Genomic DNA, 21,170 nt, shown 5'->3' with positions numbered 1-21,170 from the left:
TTCCCGCAGCCTGCCGCACCCCTTCCCGCACCTTCCGCATCCGTGCGGACATCCGTGACATCCGTGCAAAGGAGCCCGCGATGAGCCAGATGATCACCGCGGACCTGGTCGACCTCGACCTGGCCGCCGACACCAAACAAGAAGCGGCACGTTCGCTGGCGACCCGGATGGTGGGGCTCGGCAGGGTCACCGACCTCGACGGCTTCCTCGCCGACGTCGCGGCCCGCGAGGCGCAGATGCCGACCGGCCTGGAGGGCGGCATCGGCATCCCGCACTGCCGCAGCGCCCACGTCACCGAGCCGACGCTCGCCTTCGGACGCAGCGCTGCCGGTGTCGACTTCGGTGCGACGGACGGCCCGGCGGACCTGATCTTCCTGATCGCCGCCCCGGCGGGCGCGGACGACGCCCACCTGACGATCCTCTCCAGCCTGGCCCGGCACCTGATGAACACCGCGTTCACGGACGCGCTGCGGGCGGTGGCGGACCCGGAGTCGGCGGCGGCGCTGATCCGGGGCGACGAGACACCGGCACCGGCCACAGCGGACGCACCGGCACCGGAGGCCGCCGCGCAGGCACCGGCCCCGGTGACAGCGGACGCACCGGCCCCGGTGACACCGGCCGCCCCCGACGCCGGAAGCCCCTTCCGTATCGTCGCCGTCACCTCCTGCCCCACCGGCATCGCGCACACCTACATGGCCGCCGAAGCCCTCGAACAGGCCGGCAACGGCGACGGCGTGCAGCTCACCGTCGAGCCGCAGGGCTCCTCCGGCTTCACCCGCCTCGACCCGGCCGTGATCGCCGCCGCCGACGCGGTGATCTTCGCCCACGACGTGCCGGTCCGGGACCGCGAGCGCTTCGCCGGGAAGCCGACGGTCGACGTCGGCGTCAAGGCGGGCATCAACCGGCCCCTCGAACTCATCGCCGAGGCCAAGGAGAAGGCGGCCCGAGGTGACGTTTCCGCGGCACCCGCGAAGGGGACCCCGGTCGAGGAGTCGGGCGAGGCCGACGAGAGCTACGGCGCGAAGCTCCGCACCTGGCTGATGAGCGGCGTCAGCTACATGGTCCCGTTCGTCGCGGCGGGCGGCCTGCTGATAGCCCTCGGCTTCGCCATCGGCGGTTACAAAATCGACAAAGCGCCTTCGGTGATGGAGCACTTCGCCTGGGGCGACCACACCAGCTGGGCGGCGCTGCTGTTCCAGATCGGCGGCCTGGCCTTCGCGTTCCTGATACCGGTGCTGGCCGGTTACATCGCGTACGGAATGGCCGACCGGCCAGGACTCGTGCCCGGCTTCGTCGGCGGCTCGATCGCGGTCACCATCAAGGCCGGTTTCCTCGGCGGCCTGGTGGCCGGTCTGCTCGCGGGTGCGGTGGTCCTCGCGATCCAGAAGGTGCGCATCCCGGCCGCCCTGCGCGGCATCATGCCGGTCGTGGTGATCCCGCTGATCTCCTCGATCGTCGTCGGCTTCCTGATGTTTCTGGTCATCGGCGAGCCCATCGCCAAGCTGCAGTCGGCGCTGACCGACTGGCTGGGCAGTATGTCCGGTACCAATGCGATCGTATTGGGCATCATCCTCGGCCTGATGATGTGCTTCGACCTGGGCGGCCCGCTCAACAAGGTCGCGTACGCCTTCGCCATCGGCGGCATCGCCGACAACCCCAACGACGGCAACCTCAAGGTCATGGCCGCCGTGATGGCCGCGGGCATGGTGCCGCCGCTGGCGATGGCGCTGGCCACCACCGTGCGCGGCAAGCTGTTCACCAAGACCGAGCGGGAGAACGGCAAGGCCGCCTGGGTGCTCGGGGCGTCCTTCATCACCGAGGGCGCGATCCCGTTCGCGGCCGCCGACCCGCTGCGGGTCATCCCCGCGTCCATGGCCGGCGGTGCGGTCACCGGCGCACTGTCGATGGCCTTCGGCAACACGCTGCGCGCCCCGCACGGCGGCGTGTTCGTGGCCCCGCTGGTCGGCAACCCGCTGCTGTACCTGGTGGCCATCGCCGCCGGTGTGCTGGTGACCACCGGGCTGGTCGTCCTCCTCAAGGGGATGCGCCGGAAGCCGCAGACCGCGCCGGCCGCCACGGCGGAGGAGAAGGTCACCGTCGCCGCCTGATCCGTACCGTACAAGTGCGAACCGTACGAATCCGTACCGTACGAACCCGGAAACCCGCCCCCGCGCCCACCGCGCGGGGGCGGGTTTCCGCTGTACGGAACGAGCCGCTGGCCGAAAACGCTCGACCAGTGACAGCGCTTTCACAGGCAACTGCGCCCAACTCGGGCGACCACGTGTTCACCATCAGGACAACCGTGCGCAAGTGACTCCTGGAGCGGCCGCGCACCTGTGAGGATGGCACACCGTCGACCTTGTCATGCTCACCCCTCGTTCCGGAGGCCCGGTGTCCAGACGCTCCATACCCCCCTTGCCCAGAGCCGCCGCGGTACTCGCCGCAGCCGCCCTCCTCGCGGGTCTGACCGCCCCGCAGGTCTTCGCGGCGCCCGCCGCGCCCGCGGACCCCGACCCGGTGCCGGCGACCGTCGCGGGGGAGGGCACCAAGGCCCCGCGCCTGGTGACCGGCCTCGCCGAGGACGCGAGCGGCGGCAACGCGGAGAGCGCGGCCCGGGGGCACCTCGCCGCCAACGCCGACCGCTATCACGTCAGCACCAAGGCGGCCGACCTCAAGGCCCTGCCGCACACCGGCAGCACGGTGCGCTTCCAGCAGTACCACCAGGGCGTCAAGGTCCTCGGCGCGCAGTACCTCGTCCACCTCCAGGCACAGGGCACCGACCGCGACGTCACCGGCGCCGGCGGCACGTACTTCACCGACCTCACGGTCGACACCACCCCCACCCTCGACCCGAAGGCGTCCAAGGGCCGCGCGCTCGCCACCGTCACCGACCCGCGCGCCCGCAAGGCCGCCACCGCCGAGGAGCACGGCCTGGTGGTCCTGCCCGGCGGCGTCGGCGGCGCCGGGAAGTCGGGCAGCCTCACCCGGCACTACACGGTCACCTCCACCGACGTGAACACCGGCGAGGAGCAGGCGCGCGAGGTGTACGTCGACGCGCACACCGGTTCCGTCACCCTCCAGCACGAGTCGCAGATGCACGCCGAGACCCCGGCCACCGGCACCGGCGTCGACGTGCACGGCAAGACGCAGCCGATCAACATCGCCCGGCAGGACGACGGCACGTACCGTCTCTCCGACCTCACCAACCCCACCCGCATCGACACCTACGACGCGGAGGGCCGCCCCTCGGGCCAGTTCAGCGGCAGGATGCCGGCCGGGATGAAGCCCATGCCGAACCCGACCGCCGACTACCCCGCGGCCGCCGGCGAGACGGGCGCGATCAACGCGCACATCAACTCCGCCAAGGTCTACGACTTCTACAAGAAGAAGTTCGGCCGCGAGGGCATCGACGGCAAGGGCGGCACGATCCTCTCCGTCGTCAACGTCCGCACCTCCACCGGGAAGCCGTACCTGAACGCCTTCTGGGACGGCACCAAAATGGTGTACGGCGGCGGCGGACCCACGTACTACTCCTTCGCGGCGGCCATGGACGTGGCCGGTCACGAGATGACGCACGGCGTGATCACCAACAGCGCCAACCTCCTCTACATCAACCAGTCCGGCTCCATGAACGAAGGCCTCGCCGACTACTTCGGCAACGCCATCGAGGCCGACGCCAAGGGCACCCCGTCGACCGACCCGAGCGCCGGGCTCGTCGGCGAGGACCTCTGCCGGACCGGCACGCCGAAGGAGTGCGCCCTGCGCGACCTCAACGACGGGCGCAGCGCGGTCAAGGACTACATCGGCCTGCCGGTCAGCGTCGACAACGGCGGTGTGCACTACAACTCGACGATCTTCTCCGGCGCGCTGTGGGACATCCGCGAGCAGCTCTCCGCGTTGACCGCCGACAAGCTCGTCTACAAGGCGCTCACCGAGTACATGACGCCGCTGGACGACTTCGCCGACGGCCGTGACGCGATCCTCGCGGCGGGCAAGGCGAGCAAGCTGTCCAAGGCCGACCTGCGCAAGATCGCCAAGATCTTCGACCAGCACGGCATCTTCCGGGGCTGGGAGAAGCGCACCGGCACCGACTCACGGGTCCTCGTCGGCAACATCACCGACACCAACTCCATCCCGGCGGCCGAGGGCGGACGCTACGTCGTCTCCAACTCCGACCCGACGGGCGACTCCTTCCCCGGCCTCTACACCGGCCGCACCGACGGCAGCGGCAAGCCGAAGCGGCTCACCCCCGACGACGGGCGCTGGTACGTCTACCCGGCCACCGACGGCAAGAACTTCGCCTCGCTGGTGCTGACGGTCAAGAACAACGCCATCGACTCGTTCGACATCGTCACCGGCTCCCTCAAGGGCGGTCCGCTGAAGACCCTGTTCAGCAGCAAGACCGAGCAGGCCACCGAGATCAAGCTGGACGGCGACCACCTCGCGGTCCTCACCACGGACTTCGGCGCCGGCCAGTCGTACCTCTACACCTCCTACAAGGGCTCCCCGCTCAAGCGCTCGGAGGCCATCCCCGCCGACCACGGCGCCTGGGCGATCTCCGTCAAGGGCGGCAAGCTCGGCTACACCGAGTACTGGGTGGCGGAGAAGGGCACCGTCTTCGCGCCGACCGTGCGCGACATGCTCACCGGCAAGGTCGAGAAGCAGTTCCTGCCCACCGACCAGACCGGCGCCACCTCGCCGCTGACCAACAGCACCACCCTGGTCAAGGGCAAGCTGGTGTGGGCCGAGAAGGGCCGGGCCGCGGGCGCGCGGACCGCGATCCGGGCGGGCGCGCTCACCGGCGCGGGCACCGTCACCGACATCGTCCCGGCGACCTCGCCCAACGCCCCGCTGTCGGCGCAGGTCACCGCGTCCGACCGGTACGTGACGTACACCGACCTGGCCGGGGTGGAGGCCAGCAACGACAAGCTGCCCAAGCTCAAGCAGGTCTCGCTGAGCCGGCCCGGCACCCCGGCGCGGGTCAGCTGCAACCGCGGCATGCAGTGGTACGCCGACGCGGACGGCGACGGCCGTCAGGTGGTGTGGATCGACGGCACCGCGGGCCGCACGGACATCGTGACCCGCTTCGAGCCGACCCACCGCACCTGCAAGTGAGCGCCGAATAGCTCCGGTTGATCACCGCACCCGCCCGCGAAGCCCCATGGCCTCGCGGGCGGTGTGCTTGTCCGCGTACACCTCGCACATGTGCCGCCCGTCCGGCGTCGCCGTGTGCTCGACCTCCCAGAGGCTGAACTCGCTGCCGTCCAGCAGCAGGAACGCGTGCTCGTACAGCGTGAAGCCCACTTCCCTTCCCTTGATGCGGCACTGCCGCCCGTACACCTGCGTGATCTCGTGCGCCAGCGCGTCCATCAGCAGCCGGGCCGTCTCCTCGCCGGGCCGGTCCGTGTTCTCCGCGCGGCGCAGGACGCGGCGGGCGTGGTCGGCGGAGTCGTCCGGCACGAAGGAGCGCCGGGCCCGGCGGCCGGGGTGGGCGACGGGACTGCAGAGCGTGTCGGCCTCGCCCTCCAGGTGCTCGGGGAACATCGGCGGCTCGTCGGGGTGCGAACCGCCCCTGAGAGCCAGCCGGTTCGCGGCCAGCCGGGCGTCGTCGACGTCCGTGTACAGCTCGTGCTGGACGTGCCGGTCGCGGCCGGCGTTGTGCACCAGCTCCCACAGGGTGAGGGAGGAGCCGTCGGTGAGCAGGAACGTGTGCCGGTGCAGGGAGCGGCGCAGGCCGGAGCTGTGGTGGGAAGAGCGCAGCGAGGAACTGTGCGCCAGCGCCGACTGGAGGCGCTCGACGGTCTCGTCGGGCAGGTCGAAGGAGTTCAGCGCGCGGCCCAGGAGCTGCCCGAGGTGCTCCTCGGTCGTTTCGAGGCCGTCGGTTTCGTCGAGGCCGTCGTACTCGTCACGGCCGTCGTATGCGTCGAGGCCGTCGCTCTCGTTCTCGTACGGATCGTTCAAGGCTTCTCCAGGCCGTCGCCGCGTGTGACGCTCTCGGAACTCAAAGTAGCCGGTGGGTCTGACATCGTGCCCCGGGAATGGCACTTATTTGCCTCTGAACGAAGGGCGGTGTACGAGAGGTTCCCGCAAACCGCCCCCGAAATACCGCAGTTCTACGATTCACACCGCCGCGGGGTAGAGGTCCCGGTATGCGGGGAACACCCCGCCCGGCCCGTCGACCCCCTCGGCCGCCCGGACGGCCTTCACGATCGCCCGCGTCACCGTGTCCGCGCCCGCCGCCAGCACCTCGTTGAGGGCGGCTGCCGTCAACTGGGCGGCGAATTCCGGGTGCTGCTCGGCGACCAGCGGCCGCTCACCGGTGGAGAGCGCGAAGACCGTGTCACCGTCCGTCAGTTGGTGCACCGGACGCAGGCCGCGGGCGAAGCCGTCGTGCGAGGTGCCCGCCAGCTTGTGCGCCTGCGCGCGGGTGAGCGCGGCGTCCGTGGCGACGACCGCGAGGGTCGTGTTCAGCGGGGGGCGCACGGAGGCGGCGTACCGTCGCGCGGATTCCTCGCGCGCCTCCTTGGTACGGCGTACCGCCTCCCGGTGCACCTCCTCGCGCGGGTACGTCACCGGCCCCTGGAGGTACATCCCGTACAGCACACCGGTCAGCGGGTCGACGGGGGAGCCCACCGCGTTCACCACCACCAGTGCCGCCACCGTCGCCCCCGAGTCCAGCAGCACGCTCGCGGTGCCCACCCCGCCCTTGAGGCCGCCCGCCACCGCACCGGCGCCGGCGCCCACCGCACCCTGTGCCACCGGTGCACCGGTGCCGGTGCGCGCGGCGGCCTCCACGGCGGTACGTCCTGTCGCCGCGTCCGGGCGGCAGTGCCAGTCGCCGCCGCGCCCCAGGTCGAAGAGGCAGGCGGCGGGCACCACGGGCACCACCTGCGCCGGGTCAAGGCCTATGCGGTAGCCGCGCCGGTGCTCCTCCAGCCAGGCCACCACGCCGGAGGCCGCGTCGAGCCCGTACGCACTGCCGCCGGTGAGCACGATGGCGTCGGTGCGCTGCACCAGGTTGCGCGGGTCCAGGGCGTCCGTCTCGCGGGTGCCGGGTCCGCCGCCCCGTACGTCCACGGCGGCGGTGAAGCCGCCCTCGGGTCCGAGCACGACGGTGGTCCCGGTCAGGGCGAGGGCGCTTGCCACGCGCGCGTGGCCGACCCGGAGGCCGGCCACGTCGGTCAGTGCGTCGTTCGGTCCCGGCTTTCCGGTGAGGGCGTCCATGGACCTTGCGTATCACGCCACTTGTGGCTTGCGAAGACTCGCGCTGTCGGGGCGGTTCGACAGCAGTACGCCGATCGTCACGGCCGCCGCCATCACGATGCCCGCCGCCAGCACGCCCCAGGTGCCCAGAAACGTGCAGGCGAGCACCACGACCACCGTCACCGGCATCAGCGCCTTCTCCGCCGCGTCCCGCTTGAAGTGCCGGGCCTGGAGGAACCAGCCGGTGAACAGGAACAGCGCGGTGGGGATCGTCACCGCCGCCGTCGCCGCGACGGGGGAGATGTGCGCCTTGCCGGTGACCTGCTCGACCGCGACCTCGATGCCCGCGCCGATGGCCGCCGCCGACCCCAGGATGAGCAGGTGACCGTAACCCCAGGTGATGGCCCGCCGCATCGTGGTGAGACGGTCCTGCGCCGGTGAGGCGAAGTAGATCCACCAGGCGCCGAAGACGATCAGCAGTCCGCCGCCGGCGATCGACAGCAGCTCGCCCAGTGCCTCGTGCTCGTCCAGGCCCTCCTGCACGGCGATGGTGGCCGCGGTGATGGACTCGCCCAGCACGATGATGGTGAACAGGCCGTACCGCTCGGCGATGTGGTGCGGGTGCCAGGTGGTGTTGAAGCCCTTCTCGGCGATCAGCGGCACGCTCAGCTCGGCCAGCCCCAGGATCACGAAGAAGTACATGCGCGCCCCCTCCGGGGCGAACAGCATCGCCAGCCAGCCGACCTGGCAGATCACCAGCCCGATGGCGTACTTGAGCGCCATGGAGCGCTCCGCGCCGCTGTTGTGCCGGGCGACCCGCAGCCACTGGCAGGTCATCGCGAGGCGCATCACGACGTAACCGACGATGCACACCGCCCAGTTGCCGTCGTCGGAGGCGCGCGGGATGCCCGCCGCGAACACCAGGACGCCCGCGATCTGCACCAGTACGGCGATGCGGTAGAACACATCGTCGTTGTCGTAGGCCGAGGCGAACCAGGTGAAGTTCATCCACGCCCACCAGATCGCGAAGAACACCAGCACGTAGCCGAGGATGCCGCTGCCGAAATGGCCCTCCGCGACGGCGTGCACCAGACGCACACCGGCCTGGGCGACGGCGACGACGAAACACAGGTCGAAGAACAGTTCCAGCACAGTGGCCGCGCGGTGTCCCTCGTCGGGGCTGCGCGACGTCATCCGGCGCAGGAGGCCGGTCGGGGCGGGATGGCTCATACGTACCAAGAGACCAGAGGAGGGGGCGGAGCGCGCGCGGAACGATCGCACGGGGGAGGCTCTTGCGTACCGGCGGGAAATCTTTTGTGAATGCATTCACAAGCGGGCTAATGACTTTAGTCCCGACGAAAAGTGCAGGTCAGGGCGGTGAATCCCGCCTCGGTGGGTCAAAAGTAGGGCCTTTGGGTCCTCGACTGAGGACCATTGCGCGCTGCACGAAGGGCGCGACAGGAGTCGAATGGGGATGTAGCGACGAAGCAGGAACGGAAGGTGCGGACGATGACCACAGCCCCCGTGGACACCGCGGCGAACAGCATGCAGGCCACAGAGGTCACAGACGCCTGGGACGGTTTCCAGGACGGTCTGTGGCGCGACGCGGTCGACGTCCGCGACTTCGTGCAGCGGAACTACACCCCGTACGAGGGCGACGCCGCCTTCCTCGCGGGCCCCACCGAGCGCACCACCGCCGTGTGGCAGAAGCTCCTGGGGATGTTCCCCGAGGAGAACAGCAAGGGCATCTACGACGTCGACGTGAAGACCCCGTCGCGCATCGACGCCTTCGCCCCCGGCTTCATCGACGCCGACAAGGACCTCATCGTCGGCCTCCAGACCGACGGCGCCCTCAAGCGCGCCATCATGCCCAACGGCGGCTGGCGCATGGTCGAGAGCGCCCTCAACGCGTACGGCTACGAAACCGACCCCGAGGTCCGCGAGGTCTACACCCACCTGCGCAAGACCCACAACGAGGGCGTCTTCGACGCGTACACCCCCGAGATCCGCGCCTGCCGCTCCTCCGGCATCATCACCGGCCTGCCCGACGCGTACGGCCGCGGCCGCATCATCGGCGACTACCGCCGCGTCGCCCTGTACGGCGTAGATCGACTTATCGACGCGAAGGCGGCCGACAAGGCGCGCCTGGGCGAGCAGTGGGCCACCGAGCACGTCATCCGTGACCGCGAGGAGATCTCCGAGCAGATCAAGGCGCTGAACGAGCTCAAGTCGATGGCCGCTTCCTACGGCTACGACATCTCGGGCCCGGCGAAGACCGGCCGCGAGGCCGTCCAGTGGCTGTACTTCGCGTACCTGGCCGCCGTGAAGGAGCAGAACGGCGCGGCCATGTCGATCGGCCGCATCGACAACTTCCTCGACATCTACCTCCAGCGCGACATCGAGAAGGGCCTCATCACCGAGGAGCAGGCCCAGGAGTTCATCGACGACTTCGTCATCAAGCTCCGCATCGTCCGCTTCCTGCGCACCCCGGAGTACAACGAGCTGTACTCCGGCGACCCGACCTGGGTGACCTGGTCGATGGCCGGCATCGGCGAGGACGGCCGCCCGCTGGTCTCGCGCACCACCTTCCGCGCCCTGCAGACGCTCTACAACCTCGGCCCGGCGCCGGAGCCCAACCTGACCGTCTTCTGGTCGCAGCAGCTCCCCAAGGGCTTCAAGGACTATGCGTCCCAGGTCGCCATCGACACCTCGGCGATCCAGTTCGAGTCCGACGAACTGATGCGCCCGAAGTACGGCGACGACACCGCCATCGCGTGCTGCGTCTCGGCGATGGCCGTCGGCAAGCAGATGCAGTTCTTCGGCGCCCGGGTCAACGTCGCCAAGGCGCTGCTGTACGCGATCAACGGCGGCCGCGACGAGAAGTCCGGGAAGACCGTGGTGAACGGCTTCGAGCCGGTCACCGGCGACTACCTCGACTACGAGGACATCGCCCCGCGTTACGACGCGATGCTGGACTGGCTGGCCAAGACGTACGTGCACGCGCTGAACGTCATCCACTACATGCACGACAAGTACGCGTACGAGCGCATCGAGATGGCCCTGCACGACCAGGAGATCCTGCGCACCATGGCCTGCGGCATCGCCGGCCTGTCGGTCGCCGCCGACTCCCTCTCGGCCATCAAGCACGCCAAGGTCAAGATCATCCGGGACGAGACCGGTCTCGCGGTCGACTACGAGATCGAGGGCGAGTACCCGGCGTACGGCAACAACGACGACCGCGCGGACGCCATCGCCAAGCGCATCGTCCAGGACTTCATGCAGAAGATCCGCAAGCACCCGACCTACCGCGACGCCGTGCACACACAATCTGTGCTCACGATCACTTCAAACGTGGTCTACGGCAAGAAGACCGGCAACACCCCCGACGGCCGCCGCGCCGGCACCCCGTTCGCGCCCGGCGCCAACCCGATGAACGGACGCGACGAGCACGGCTACATCGCCTCCGCGCTGTCGGTCGCCAAGCTGCCGTACGACGACGCCGAGGACGGCATCTCGCTGACCAACACCATCACCCCGGACGCGCTCGGCCGCACCGCCGAGGAGCGGGTGCAGAACCTCTCCGGCGTCCTCGACGGGTTCATGGCCAGCAACGGCTTCCACATGAACGTCAACGTGCTCGACAAGAAGATGCTCGAAGACGCCATGGAGCACCCGGAGAACTACCCGCAGCTGACCATCCGGGTCTCCGGCTACGCGGTCAACTTCGTGCGGCTGACCCGCGAGCAGCAGCTCGACGTCATCAACCGCACCTTCCACGGCTCGCTCTAGAGCCCCAGGACGTCCCGCGGCAACCCCCCTGTCCGCGGGACCGGCCCGCCGCCTCTCACCACGAGGCGGCGGCGGGCCCCACGATCCGTACGGCGCCGGGGCCGATCCCCCTGACCCTCACCCGGTCCCGGTGCCGTACGAAAACGTTTCTCCACTCCTCCCAGGAGGCTCCTGCCATGACCGCCGTACTGCTCGGGAACGAGATCCCCGTACGGGCCGCCGCCCCCGCCGCCCCCGCCGCCCCCGAGGGCGCCACCCCGGCCGGCGCCGCGACCCAGCGCCCCATCAGCGGCTCGGTGCACTCCTGGGACCTGTCCACCGGCGTCGACGGGCCCGGCACCCGGTTCGTCACGTTCCTCTCCGGCTGCCCGCTGAGCTGCCTGTACTGCCACAACCCCGACACCATGAAGATGCGCAACGGGAAGCGGTACGCGGCCGACGACATCGTCGCCGAAGCCGCCAAGTACACGACCTTCATCCGGGCCTCCGGCGGCGGCGCCACCATCAGCGGCGGCGAACCCCTCCTCCAGCCGGTCTTCGCCGGCGAGCTCTTCCACCGCTTCAAGCACGAGCTGGGCCTGCACACCGCCCTGGACACCTCGGGCTTCCTCGGCGCGCGCGCCACCGACGCCATGCTCCGCGACGTCGACCTCGTCCTCCTCGACATCAAGTCCTGGGACCCGGCGACGTACACCAAGGTCACGGGCCGCGAGCTCCAGCCCACCCTGGACTTCGCTCGGCGCCTGGCCGCCCTCGACAAGCAGGTGCACGTACGTTTCGTCCTCGTGCCGGGCCTGACCGACGACCCCGCGAACGTCGAGGGCGTCGCCGCCTTCGCCGCCTCGCTCGGGGTCGTCTCCCGGGTCGACATCCTGCCCTTCCACAAGCTGGGCGAGGCCAAGTGGGAGGCGCTCGGCAAGACCTTCACGCTGCACGACACCCCGTCGCCGGGCCCGGCCGAAGTGGCGGCGGCCAGGGAGATCTTTCAGGGACACGGTCTGTACGCCGTTTGAGTGCGCCGAGGGGTGAAAGTGCACCCTTCGCCCTAATTTGAGGGGGTGACCGAGCCCTCACCCTCCGCACCGGACCCGACCGCACCCCCCATTCCAGGGGGTGTTCCCCCTGCGGGCGCAGGGGGAACACCCGTCGGTCCCTCCCCGCGGCCCACCCCGTCGGTGACACGCCGCGCCACCCTGGTGGCCACCGCCGTCTCGCTGCTCCTGATCCTCGCGATCTACTTCGGCAGCCGGATGCTGCGCGACTTCGACTCCGCGCTCATCCCCTACGCCGTGGCGACGGTCTTCCTGGCGTTCGGTGTCGCATACCGGTACACCGTCTGGGTCTCGGCCCCCGGCGCCCGCCGCCTGTTCACCAAGGGGTGGGGCAGCCTCTTCTCCGCCGAGAACTTCCGCAAGGCGCCCACCGCGCTGCCGAAGATGATCGCGACCTACCTCGGCTTCCAGAAGTTCCTCGGCGCCCGCAGCCACGCCCGCTGGGCCGCCCACCAGCTCATCTTCTGGGGCTGCATCCTCGCCGCCGCGATCACCTTCCCGCTCACCTGGGGCTGGTTCACCTTCACGTCGTCGACCGGCTCGGGCCCCGGCTACGAGATGCGGATCTGGGGCTTCAAGGTCCTCGGCTACGACTCCTCCAGCCTCATCGGCTGGCTGATGTTCCACGGCCTGGACGTCGCCGCCGTACTGGTCATCCCCGGCGCCTCGTACTTCCTGTACCGGCGGATGAAGGACCGCGGCGCGATGACCGGTCAGCGCTTCGCGTACGACCTCGTACCGCTCATCGCACTGATCGTCATCTCGGTGACCGGCCTGCTGCTCACCTTCTCGTCGATCTTCCTGCACGGCGGCGGCTACGAGTTCCTGGCGCTGCTGCACATGGTGTCGGTCGTCTTCACGCTCATCTACATCCCGTTCGGGAAGTTCTTCCACATCGTGCAGCGGCCCGCCGCCGTCGGCATGCAGCTCTTCAAGTACACGGCGCGGCAGAAGGACGAGGTCTTCCACTGCCGCCGCTGCAACACGCCGATCGACACCGCTCCGTACGTCGAGAACCTCGAAGCCACCATGCGCGACCTGAAGCTCGACTTCGCCGAATGGGCCGAGTACTGCCCGCGCTGCAAGCGCGAACTGCGGGGCAACGCCTACCTCTCGCACGTCAAGAAGGGCTTCAAGTGACCGCGCAAGACGTCCCGCTGGGACCGACCGTACGGGCCCACGTCCCCCTGGACCCCTCCATCGCCCCGCCCGGCACCCGCGGCTTCCGCGACGCCGGCGGCATCCCCGCCGACCAGTGGCACGCCGACCAGAACGGCGAGACCCTCGTCCCCACCCACTGCTGTTTCTGCGGCGTGCAGTGCGGCATGTACCTGCGGGTCGACAAAGGCGGCAAGGTCTTCGGCGTCGAACCCCGCAACCACGACATCAACCGCATGCGCCTGTGCCCCAAGGGCATCAACGCCTACCAGCAGGTCAACCACCCCGACCGGCTCACCGCCCCGCTGATGCGCCGCTCGCGGAACGAGGAGTTCCGGGAGGTCTCCTGGGAGGAGGCGCTGGACTTCACCGCGTCCGAGGTGCGTCGTATCCAGCAGGCGTACGGCAATGACGCGTTTGGCCTGCTCGGCGGCGCGAGCCTCTTCTCGGAGAAGACGTACCTGGTCGGCAAGTTCGCGAGGGTCGCCCTCAAAACACGACATGTCGACTACAACGGTCGCCTGTGCATGGTCTCCGCCGCCGGCGCCAACAAGCTCGCCTTCGGCATCGACCGCGCCGGCAACCCCTTCTCCGACATCCTCCTCACCGACTGCCTGCTGATCGCGGGCTCCAACGTCGGTGAGTGCTTCCCGGTGATGACGCAGTACCTGTGGGGGGCGCGCGACCGGGGTGCGGTGCTGATCGTCGTCGACCCGCGCGAGACGGCCATCGCGCGCACCGCCGACATCCACGTCGCCCTCAAGCCGGGCACGGACTCGGCGTTCTTCAACGCCGTCCTCCATGTCGTCGTACGGGAGAACCTCGTCGACGCCGCGTACCTGGCCGCCAACACCACCGGCTGGGACGAGGTCAGGGCCAAGGTCGCCGAGTACCCGCCGGAGCGCTCGGCGGAGATCTGCGGGGTGCCGGCCGCGCAGATCGAGCAGGTCGCCCGGGTGTTCGCGGGCGCGGGCAAGTCGATGGCGTGGCACGCGCGCGGCATCGAGCACCACTCGCAGGGCGTCGAGAACTGCCTGTCCGTCATCAACCTGTGCGTCGCCACCGGCAACATCGGCAAGCCCGGCGCCGGTTACGGCACCATCACCGGCCAGGGCAACGGCCAGGGCGGCCGCGAGCACGGCCAGAAGTCCGACATGCTGCCCGGCGGCCGCTCGATCATGAACGACGAGCACCGCCGCCAGATTTGCGAGATCTGGGGCATCGAAGAATCCGAACTGCCGCCCGCTGGCACTTCGATGATGGAAATGGTCTGGCAGATGCAACGCGGCGAGATCCGCGGCCTGATCGGCGTGTGCAACAACCCCTTCGTCTCCCTCCCCAACTACCGGGTGGTCAAGGAGGGGTACGACGCCACCGAGTTCCACGCCCAGTTCGACTTCTTCCTCTCCGAGACGGCCGCCAACGCGCACGTCGTCTTCCCCGTCACCACCTGGGCCGAGGACGAGGGCGTGATGGCCAACGCCGAGGCCCGCGTCGTCAAGCACAACAAGGCGCAGGAACCCCCGGCGGGCGTACGCACCGACACGTGGGTGATGTGCCAGCTCGCCCAGCGCCTGGGCTTCGGCGACAAGTTCGCCTTCGCCGGCTCCCGCGAGGTCTTCGAGGAACTGCGCACCGCCTCCTCCGGCACCGTCAACGACTACTACGGCATCACCTACGAGCGCCTGGAGGAGACCGGCGGCATCGCCTGGCCCTGCCCGGACACCGAGCACCCCGGCACCCCCCGCCTCTTCGAGGACGGCAAGACCTACCACCCCGACGGCAAGATCCACCTCCAGGTCGTCGAGTGGCACCAGCCGATGGATCCGTACGACGACGACTTCCCGATGTCGCTCACCACGGGCCGCACCGTCGCCCACTTCCTCTCCGGCAACCAGACCCGGCGCCTGGGCGCACTGGTCGAGCAGACCCCGCGCCCGTGGGTGGAAGTGCACCCCTCGCACGGCTTCCAGAACGGTGATCCGGTACGCGTCGTCACCCGCCGCGGCAGCGCCGTCTTCCCTGCCCTCGTCACCGAGGCGATCCGCCCCGACACCTTCTTCGTCCCCTACCACTGGCCCTCGCCGACGGCCGCCAACATCCTCACCATCGACGCCCTGGACCCCCGCTCCAAGATCCCGGAGTACAAGGTCTGCGCCTGCCGCATCGAGCGCGCCGACTCCATCGACGAGGTCCCGGCCCCACCCGTCGCGCCCGGCCACGTGGCGTACCCGGAGACCCAGGTCTCCCGCACCGACACCCTGCCGCCCACCGCCCCCCAGGGCAGGGCGACCGCAGAAGAGAGGCGCTGACCAGCCATGATGGGTAAAACGATCTTCATCGACCCGGGCCGCTGCATCGGCTGCCAGGCGTGTGTCTCAGCCTGCCGCGAATGCGACTCGCACCGCGGCAAGTCGATGATCCACCTCGACTACACCGACCCCGGCCAGTCTGTCGCCTCGCTGCCCACCGTCTGCATGCACTGCGAGGACCCGATCGCGCCCTGCGCCGAGGTGTGCCCCGCCGAGGCGATCCTGATCACCGCCGACGGCGTGGTGCAGCAGGCCGACACCACCCGCTGCATCGGCTGCGCCAACTGCGTCAACGCCTGCCCCTTCGGCGTTCCCAAGATCGACCTCGAAGCCAAGCTGCAGATGAAGTGCAACCTCTGCTACGACCGCACCGCCTACGGTCTCGCCCCCATGTGCGCCACGGTCTGCCCCACCGGCGCCCTCTTCTACGGAACCCTCGAAGAGCTCCAGGCCGAACGCCCCGGCGTGCAGGTCGCCGACTCCTTCGCGTTCGGCGACGTGATGGTCTCCACCGGGGTCGCGATGGTCGTCCCCGCCGACAAGGTCCAGTGGCCGGTGCCCGGCGGGCTCCCGGTCGTCGAGGTGAACGGAGTCGACGTCCGATGAGCACAGTCCAGCCACCGTCCCCCGGCGACACCCGCCTCCCCGAGGACGCCGACGCCGCCCAGGCCGCACTCCACGACCGGATCAGCGCCGACTCCCTCACCTCCCGCCGCGACTACCTGCGGATCGTCGCCACCGTCTCCGGCGGCCTCGCCGTCGGCGGCCTGGCGGTCGCCGGGGGAGTGCTGCACCGCCACGGCGACCCCGAGGGCGACGGCGTCCCCAAGGCCAAGAAGATCGCCGACGAACTCCCCACCGGCGAGTCGATCGCCTTCCGCTACCCCGGCGACGAGGACCGCGCCGTCGCCATCCGCCTCGCCGACGGCTCCCTCGTCGGCTACTCCGCCGTCTGTACGCACCTGGCCTGCGCCGTCCTGTGGCGCAAGGAACGCGGCTCCGAGGGCGAGCTGTACTGCCCCTGCCACGAAGGCATCTTCGACGCCCGCACCGGCGAGGTCACCGCCGGCCCGCCACCCCGCGGCCTGCCCAAGGTGGTGGTCGTCGAGGAGGTCGACGGCAGCATCTGGGCCATCGGCACCACCCGCTCCGGCGAGAGCGTCGAGGACGGCCTGTGCCGCCAGATCATCGACGAGCGCCCCGAGTTCGCGGCCCGGATCGGCTGCCCGGGAGCTGCCCTGCGCCGCAATCCGCAGTCCGAGCCCCGCCAGCAGAGCAGGCAGACATGAGCGAACCGACCCCGCCCCCGAACCCCCCGCTCCCGAACGCCCCATCCCCGAACCACGCCCCGTCCCCGAACACGGGGCCCGGCCTCCCGCCGCGCCCCGTCTACCACCCCGGCAGCGCCGACCCGAGGCTGAACCGCCCGGTCCACGAGCGCTACCCCCAGATCCGCCCGACCAGCGGCTACGGCGACCCCCGCGTCCGTCACACCGGGCCGGGCCCCGGCGCCGGCACCGAGCAGGAACCCGAACGCGCAGCCAAGTTCAACGCCCGCCTCACGCTCGCCATGACGGTGGTCATCGGCCAGCTCTGGGCGCTGTTCATCACCGTCAACGAGTGGATGAAGGGCGACACCACCACCGCCTGGTGGGGCGCGGGCTTCCTGTGCCTTTCCTTCGTGGTCGTCCTCCTTCTCTGGCTCATCGACCCCAAGGACAGGTGACTCCCATGGCAACGGCACCCCCCACAGGCTCCCCGGCCCAGGGAGTCGACACGTACAAGCCGGGCACGACCATCAACGACTGGCGCCCCGAGGACGAGTCCTTCTGGCAGTCCACCGGCCGCAAGGTCGCCAGCCGCAACCTGTGGATCTCGGTCCCCGCCCTGATGCTGGGATTCGTCGTCTGGCAGGTCTGGTCGGTGACCGTCGTCAAGCTCGGCGACGTCGGCTTCGGCTTCTCCAAGTCGCAGCTGTTCTGGCTGACCGCCGTCCCCGGCATCACCGGCGGCACCTTCCGGATCCTCTACACCTTCATCGGGCCGATCTTCGGCGAGCGGAAGTTCACCGCGTTCTCCACGATCATCCTGATCGCCCCGCTGCTCTGGCTCGGCTTCGCGCTCCAGGACACCTCCACCCCGTACTGGGAGATGGTCCTGATCGCCGCCCTCTGCGGTCTCGGCGGCGCGAACTTCGCCTCCTCCATGGCCAACATCGGCTTCTTCTTCCCCAAACGGGAGAAGGGCAACGCCAACGGCATGAACGGCGGCCTCGGCAACCTCGGCGTCTCCGTCGTCCAGCTGATCGCCCCGCTCGTAGTCACCGCCGCCGTCCTCGGTCCCCCGGCTGGCAAGGCGCTGACCAGCAAGAAGACCGGTGACGAGGTCTGGCTCCAGAACGGCGCGTTCCTCTGGGTGCCCCTGCTGGTGATCATGGCGCTGCTGGCCTGGTTCCTGATGAACGACCTCAAGGTCGCCGCCGCCCCGTTCAGCCAGCAGAAGATCATCTTCAAGCGCAAGCACAACTGGCTGATGACCTGGCTGTACGTCGGTACCTTCGGCTCCTTCATCGGCTTCGCCGCGGCCCTGCCGAACCTGATCAACACCACGTTCACACCGATCAACTCGGCCTACTCGGCGACCACGTACGCCTGGATCGGCCCCTTCGTCGGCGCGCTCGCCCGCTGGGGCGGCGGCTGGCTCTCCGACAAGATGGGCGGCGCCCGCGTCACCATGCTGTCGTTCGTCGGCATGGGCGTGGCCCTGATCGTCGTGATCAACGCTCTGCCCAGCGGCGGCAACAACGGTAACTTCTGGGTCTTCTACGCCGGCTTCCTCGTCGCGTTCTTCTTCTGCGGCCTGGGCAACGGCTCGACCTTCCGCCAGATCCCGGTGATCTTCCGCAACCAGCACCTGATGGAGGCGGCCGGCCAGGGCGAGGCAGTCCAGGCGAAGGCTCTCAAGCAGTCCGAGATGGAGGCGGGCGCCGTCACCGGCTTCAGCTCGGCCATCGCGGCCTACGGCTTCTTCTTCATCCCGGCGATGTTCGCGAACTTCCCCGTGGTCAATTCCCTCTGGGTGTTCGTGGGCTTCTACGTCACGTGCCTGGTGGTCTGCTGGTGGTTCTACGCCCGCAAGAACGCGGAGGCCCCCAGCTGACCGGGGCCCTGGCCCCGCACCCCCGCCGTACCCTGGAGAAATGAACACCTCCGACCACGCCGTCCCAGCCGCGGGCCTGCCCGAACCGGCGTCGCGCCCCAGGCCCGGTCTGGTCTTCGACGATCCGCTGGACCAGCAGTCGTCGGACGACACGGACCGGGGCTGGGGCGACCGTCCCACCACCAGCGGTGGGACGGCGGACCTCGCCCGTTTCCTGGACGAGAAGCCGCCGCACCACGTCTGATCCGACAGCGGCGACTGCGGGGCTAGGGGTTGTTGTGCCCGGACCCGCGCTGCGCGACCAGGGCGTCCCTGATCTCCTTGAGGAGCTCGACCTCGGTGGCCTCCATGACCTCCTCGGTCGCCTCCTTCGCCTTCTCCTTCGCCGCGCGCCTGGCGAGGTACTTCGCCATCGGCAGGACCATCAGGAAGTAGACGACCGCGGCGGTGATCAGGAAGCTCAGTGCGGCGCTCAGGACCGATCCCCACATGATCGGGATGCCCTGCATCTGACCGTCGACGACCTTGCACGGATCCTTCAGGCAGGAGCTGTACTTCTCCAGGTCCTGCGTGCCGAAGGCGCCGACAAGCGGATTGATCACGCCCTTGACGATCGAGTTCACGATGTTGGTGAACGCGGCACCGATGACAACGGCGATCGCGAGATCGATCACATTGCCGCGCATCAGGAAGGCCTTGAAGCCTTCCAGCAGGCTGGTCTTCTCGTCGCTCACGAACGAGCCTCTTTTCGCATGTGCAGGGGGCGGTGCAAATATCTCCGCAACTCTTGGCAGCACCGGTTGCCGCTGTCCAATCCGGCAACTCGAATCGGTGACCCCACTGTTCGTCAGCGCGAATCTGCGCTCCGTCAATCAGCACACTGATCAACACAGCGTCACCGCCAGCCGGGACGTCGCCCCCGCACCCGCCAGCTGAGCCGCGGTCGCGCGAGGAACGGACAGCACCACCAGTGCCCCGCCGTCCGCAGAAGTCTGCCCCGGTTCCGGCACTTCAGCCACTCGAACACCGGCGGCCACCACCTTGGCCGGAGAACCGCCGTCGCTGGTGGGCGAGTTGGCAGAAGCGATCACGTCGACCCGGTCCCCGCGCCGCAGCAGTCGTACGGTCGCCGCGTCGGCGATCCGTACCGGCGCGGACACCACCTCGGTACGCGCCGGCGTCCGACGGTGCTGTTGCCCCGCACCCTCGACCGCCTGCGTAGCCGTACCGGTACGCTCCGTGGCCCGCGGTGTCGCAGCGGCCAACGCGGCGGCGGACACCGCGAGTCCGGCAGCCATCGCCCGCCGCCTGCGCCTGACCGCCTTGCGCAGCCGATGTCGGCCGCCACCCCCTCGCACCCGCAACGGAGCGAACTCGGGCACACCGCACGGCTCGGGCGCGGACAGCGCGGGCAGGGGCAGCGGGGGAGAAGGGGCGAGCGAGGACACGGAGAATCACCACCGGATCACGTCGGGTGCACGGACTGGAACTCCTCACGATCCACGTTCCGCGCCGATCCCACCCGACCCTGTGGACAGCCCCCAACCTGTGGAGAACTCGCTCACCCCTACGAGGGAAAACCCGATGTCAGGGCGACACAACTGCCGTCAGGGCAGCGCGATCCCCGTCTCGATCCCGTCCAGCGCGTGCGCACACAGGCAGTCACGCGTCGCGTTCGCCGGCAGCCCCGCCACCGCGTCGAACAGCACCCCACGCAGCCGGTCCACGTTCGCCCCGAACACCTTGAGGACCTCCTCGTGGCTGACGCCCTCACCCGTCTCCGCACCCGCGTCCAGGTCCGTGACCAGTGTCATCGACGTGTAGCAAAGCCCCAGTTCACGTGCGAGCACCGCCTCCGGGTGCCCGGTCATGCCGACCACCGACCACCCCATCGACGCGTGCCACACCGATTCGGCGCGGGTCGAGAAGCGCGGCCCCTCGACGACCACCAGCGTCCCGCCGTCCACCGGCTCCCAGTCCCGCCCCCGCGCGGCCTCCAACGCGACACCGCGCCCCACGGGGCAGTACGGGTCGGCGAACGACATGTGCACAACTTCGGGCAGCACGCCGTCCACGGGCGTGACGCCGTCGTAGTACGTCTGGGTCCTGGCCTTCGTACGGTCCACCAACTGGTCCGGCACCAGCAGCGTGCCCGGACCGTACTCGGCCCGCAGCCCGCCCACCGCACAGGGCCCCAGCACCTGGCGGGCGCCCACCGAGCGCAGCGCCCACAGGTTGGCCCGGTAGTTGATGCGGTGCGGCGGAAGGTGATGGCCTCGTCCGTGCCGGGGCAGGAACGCCACCTTCCGGCCGGCGATCTCACCAAGGAACAGGGAGTCGCTGGGGCTGCCGTACGGAGTGTCCACCTGGATCTCGGTCACGTCCTCCAGGAAGGAGTAGAAGCCCGATCCGCCGATGACACCGATCTCTGCCTGCGCTGCGTTCACCATGGCCGTCACCCTAGTCCCGGCCCGCGCGTGGCCCTGGCCCGGGAACG

At 69.6% G+C, this 21,170-nt stretch carries 17 protein-coding genes; 11 read left to right on the top strand and 6 right to left on the bottom strand.

From position 1 onward, the window contains the following. Positions 1-80: 80 nt before the first annotated feature. Together IE269_RS23890 and IE269_RS23885 are read left to right on the top strand one after the other, a co-directional pair. Positions 81-2,108: a PTS fructose transporter subunit IIABC gene (locus IE269_RS23890; RefSeq protein ID WP_189825165.1), complete on the top strand. Its 2,028-nt coding sequence runs from the start codon at positions 81-83 to the stop codon at positions 2,106-2,108. 307 nt (positions 2,109-2,415) lie between these two features. After that, positions 2,416-5,115, top strand: a complete 2,700-nt coding sequence (locus IE269_RS23885; protein WP_189825164.1) for a M4 family metallopeptidase — start codon at positions 2,416-2,418, stop codon at positions 5,113-5,115. A gap of 21 nt (positions 5,116-5,136) precedes the next feature. Here IE269_RS23885 and IE269_RS23880 read toward each other — a convergent pair whose 3' ends face one another. From IE269_RS23880 to IE269_RS23870, 3 genes are all read right to left on the bottom strand, one after another. Beyond that, the gene (locus IE269_RS23880) at positions 5,137-5,841 is read right to left on the bottom strand and encodes a DUF6227 family protein (protein WP_189825397.1); all 705 of its coding nucleotides are present in this window, start codon (positions 5,839-5,841) and stop codon (positions 5,137-5,139) included. A gap of 279 nt (positions 5,842-6,120) precedes the next feature. Further along, complete coding sequence (locus IE269_RS23875; protein WP_189825163.1) at positions 6,121-7,224, bottom strand: P1 family peptidase; 1,104 nt, start codon at positions 7,222-7,224, stop codon at positions 6,121-6,123. 12 nt (positions 7,225-7,236) lie between these two features. Beyond that, positions 7,237-8,433, bottom strand: a complete 1,197-nt coding sequence (locus tag IE269_RS23870) for a low temperature requirement protein A (RefSeq protein WP_189825162.1) — start codon at positions 8,431-8,433, stop codon at positions 7,237-7,239. 279 nt (positions 8,434-8,712) lie between these two features. On the opposite strand from IE269_RS23870, the gene pflB reads away from it, so the two are divergent. From pflB to IE269_RS23825, 9 genes are all read left to right on the top strand, one after another. Continuing rightward, positions 8,713-10,992: a formate C-acetyltransferase gene (pflB, locus tag IE269_RS23865; protein WP_189825161.1), complete on the top strand. Its 2,280-nt coding sequence runs from the start codon at positions 8,713-8,715 to the stop codon at positions 10,990-10,992. A 176-nt stretch (positions 10,993-11,168) separates the two neighbouring features. After that, the gene (gene pflA / locus IE269_RS23860) at positions 11,169-12,005 is read left to right on the top strand and encodes a pyruvate formate-lyase-activating protein (protein WP_189825160.1); all 837 of its coding nucleotides are present in this window, start codon (positions 11,169-11,171) and stop codon (positions 12,003-12,005) included. Positions 12,006-12,050: 45 nt separating this feature from the next. Beyond that, the gene (locus IE269_RS23855) at positions 12,051-13,184 is read left to right on the top strand and encodes an MFS transporter (protein WP_189825159.1); all 1,134 of its coding nucleotides are present in this window, start codon (positions 12,051-12,053) and stop codon (positions 13,182-13,184) included. Continuing rightward, positions 13,181-15,514: a molybdopterin oxidoreductase family protein gene (locus IE269_RS23850; RefSeq protein WP_229898175.1), complete on the top strand. Its 2,334-nt coding sequence runs from the start codon at positions 13,181-13,183 to the stop codon at positions 15,512-15,514. The genes IE269_RS23855 and IE269_RS23850 overlap by 4 nt, the downstream gene beginning before the upstream one ends. Positions 15,515-15,520: 6 nt before the next feature. Further along, positions 15,521-16,120 carry a 4Fe-4S dicluster domain-containing protein gene (locus tag IE269_RS23845; protein WP_189825157.1) on the top strand — a complete coding sequence of 200 codons (600 nt, stop codon included), beginning with the start codon at positions 15,521-15,523 and terminating at the stop codon, positions 16,118-16,120. Further along, positions 16,117-16,803 (top strand): Rieske (2Fe-2S) protein, encoded by a 687-nt coding sequence (locus IE269_RS23840; RefSeq protein WP_189825156.1) that lies wholly within the window; start codon positions 16,117-16,119, stop codon positions 16,801-16,803. The genes IE269_RS23845 and IE269_RS23840 overlap by 4 nt, the downstream gene beginning before the upstream one ends. Further along, positions 16,800-17,240 (top strand): hypothetical protein, encoded by a 441-nt coding sequence (locus IE269_RS23835; protein ID WP_189825155.1) that lies wholly within the window; start codon positions 16,800-16,802, stop codon positions 17,238-17,240. The genes IE269_RS23840 and IE269_RS23835 overlap by 4 nt, the downstream gene beginning before the upstream one ends. Positions 17,241-17,245: 5 nt before the next feature. Then, positions 17,246-18,673, top strand: a complete 1,428-nt coding sequence (locus IE269_RS23830; protein WP_189825154.1) for a NarK family nitrate/nitrite MFS transporter — start codon at positions 17,246-17,248, stop codon at positions 18,671-18,673. A gap of 40 nt (positions 18,674-18,713) precedes the next feature. Further along, entirely contained in the window at positions 18,714-18,917 is a 204-nt protein-coding gene (locus IE269_RS23825; RefSeq protein ID WP_189825153.1) for a hypothetical protein, read from the top strand. Between the two features lie 22 nt (positions 18,918-18,939). Here the strand turns inward: IE269_RS23825 and mscL are convergent, their stop codons facing one another. The 3 genes from mscL to IE269_RS23810 all read right to left on the bottom strand — a co-directional run bounded on the left by mscL (position 18,940) and on the right by IE269_RS23810 (position 21,123). Then, positions 18,940-19,407, bottom strand: coding sequence for a large conductance mechanosensitive channel protein MscL (gene mscL / locus IE269_RS23820; RefSeq protein WP_189825152.1), 468 nt, complete (start codon positions 19,405-19,407; stop codon positions 18,940-18,942). A 150-nt stretch (positions 19,408-19,557) separates the two neighbouring features. Further along, the gene (locus IE269_RS23815; RefSeq protein WP_229898174.1) at positions 19,558-20,121 is read right to left on the bottom strand and encodes a hypothetical protein; all 564 of its coding nucleotides are present in this window, start codon (positions 20,119-20,121) and stop codon (positions 19,558-19,560) included. A gap of 159 nt (positions 20,122-20,280) precedes the next feature. Further along, a complete protein-coding gene (locus tag IE269_RS23810; protein WP_189825151.1) occupies positions 20,281-21,123 on the bottom strand; it encodes an S-methyl-5'-thioadenosine phosphorylase in 843 nt (280 codons plus the stop codon). Between the last annotated feature and the right edge of the window lie 47 nt (positions 21,124-21,170).

The sequence above is a fragment of the Streptomyces spiroverticillatus genome, assembly GCA_014650415.1.
In the GTDB taxonomy this organism is placed as follows: domain Bacteria; phylum Actinomycetota; class Actinomycetes; order Streptomycetales; family Streptomycetaceae; genus Streptomyces; species Streptomyces spiroverticillatus.
Note: the sequence above shows the minus strand (reverse complement) of the source record. Positions and strands in the feature narration are given on the sequence as shown.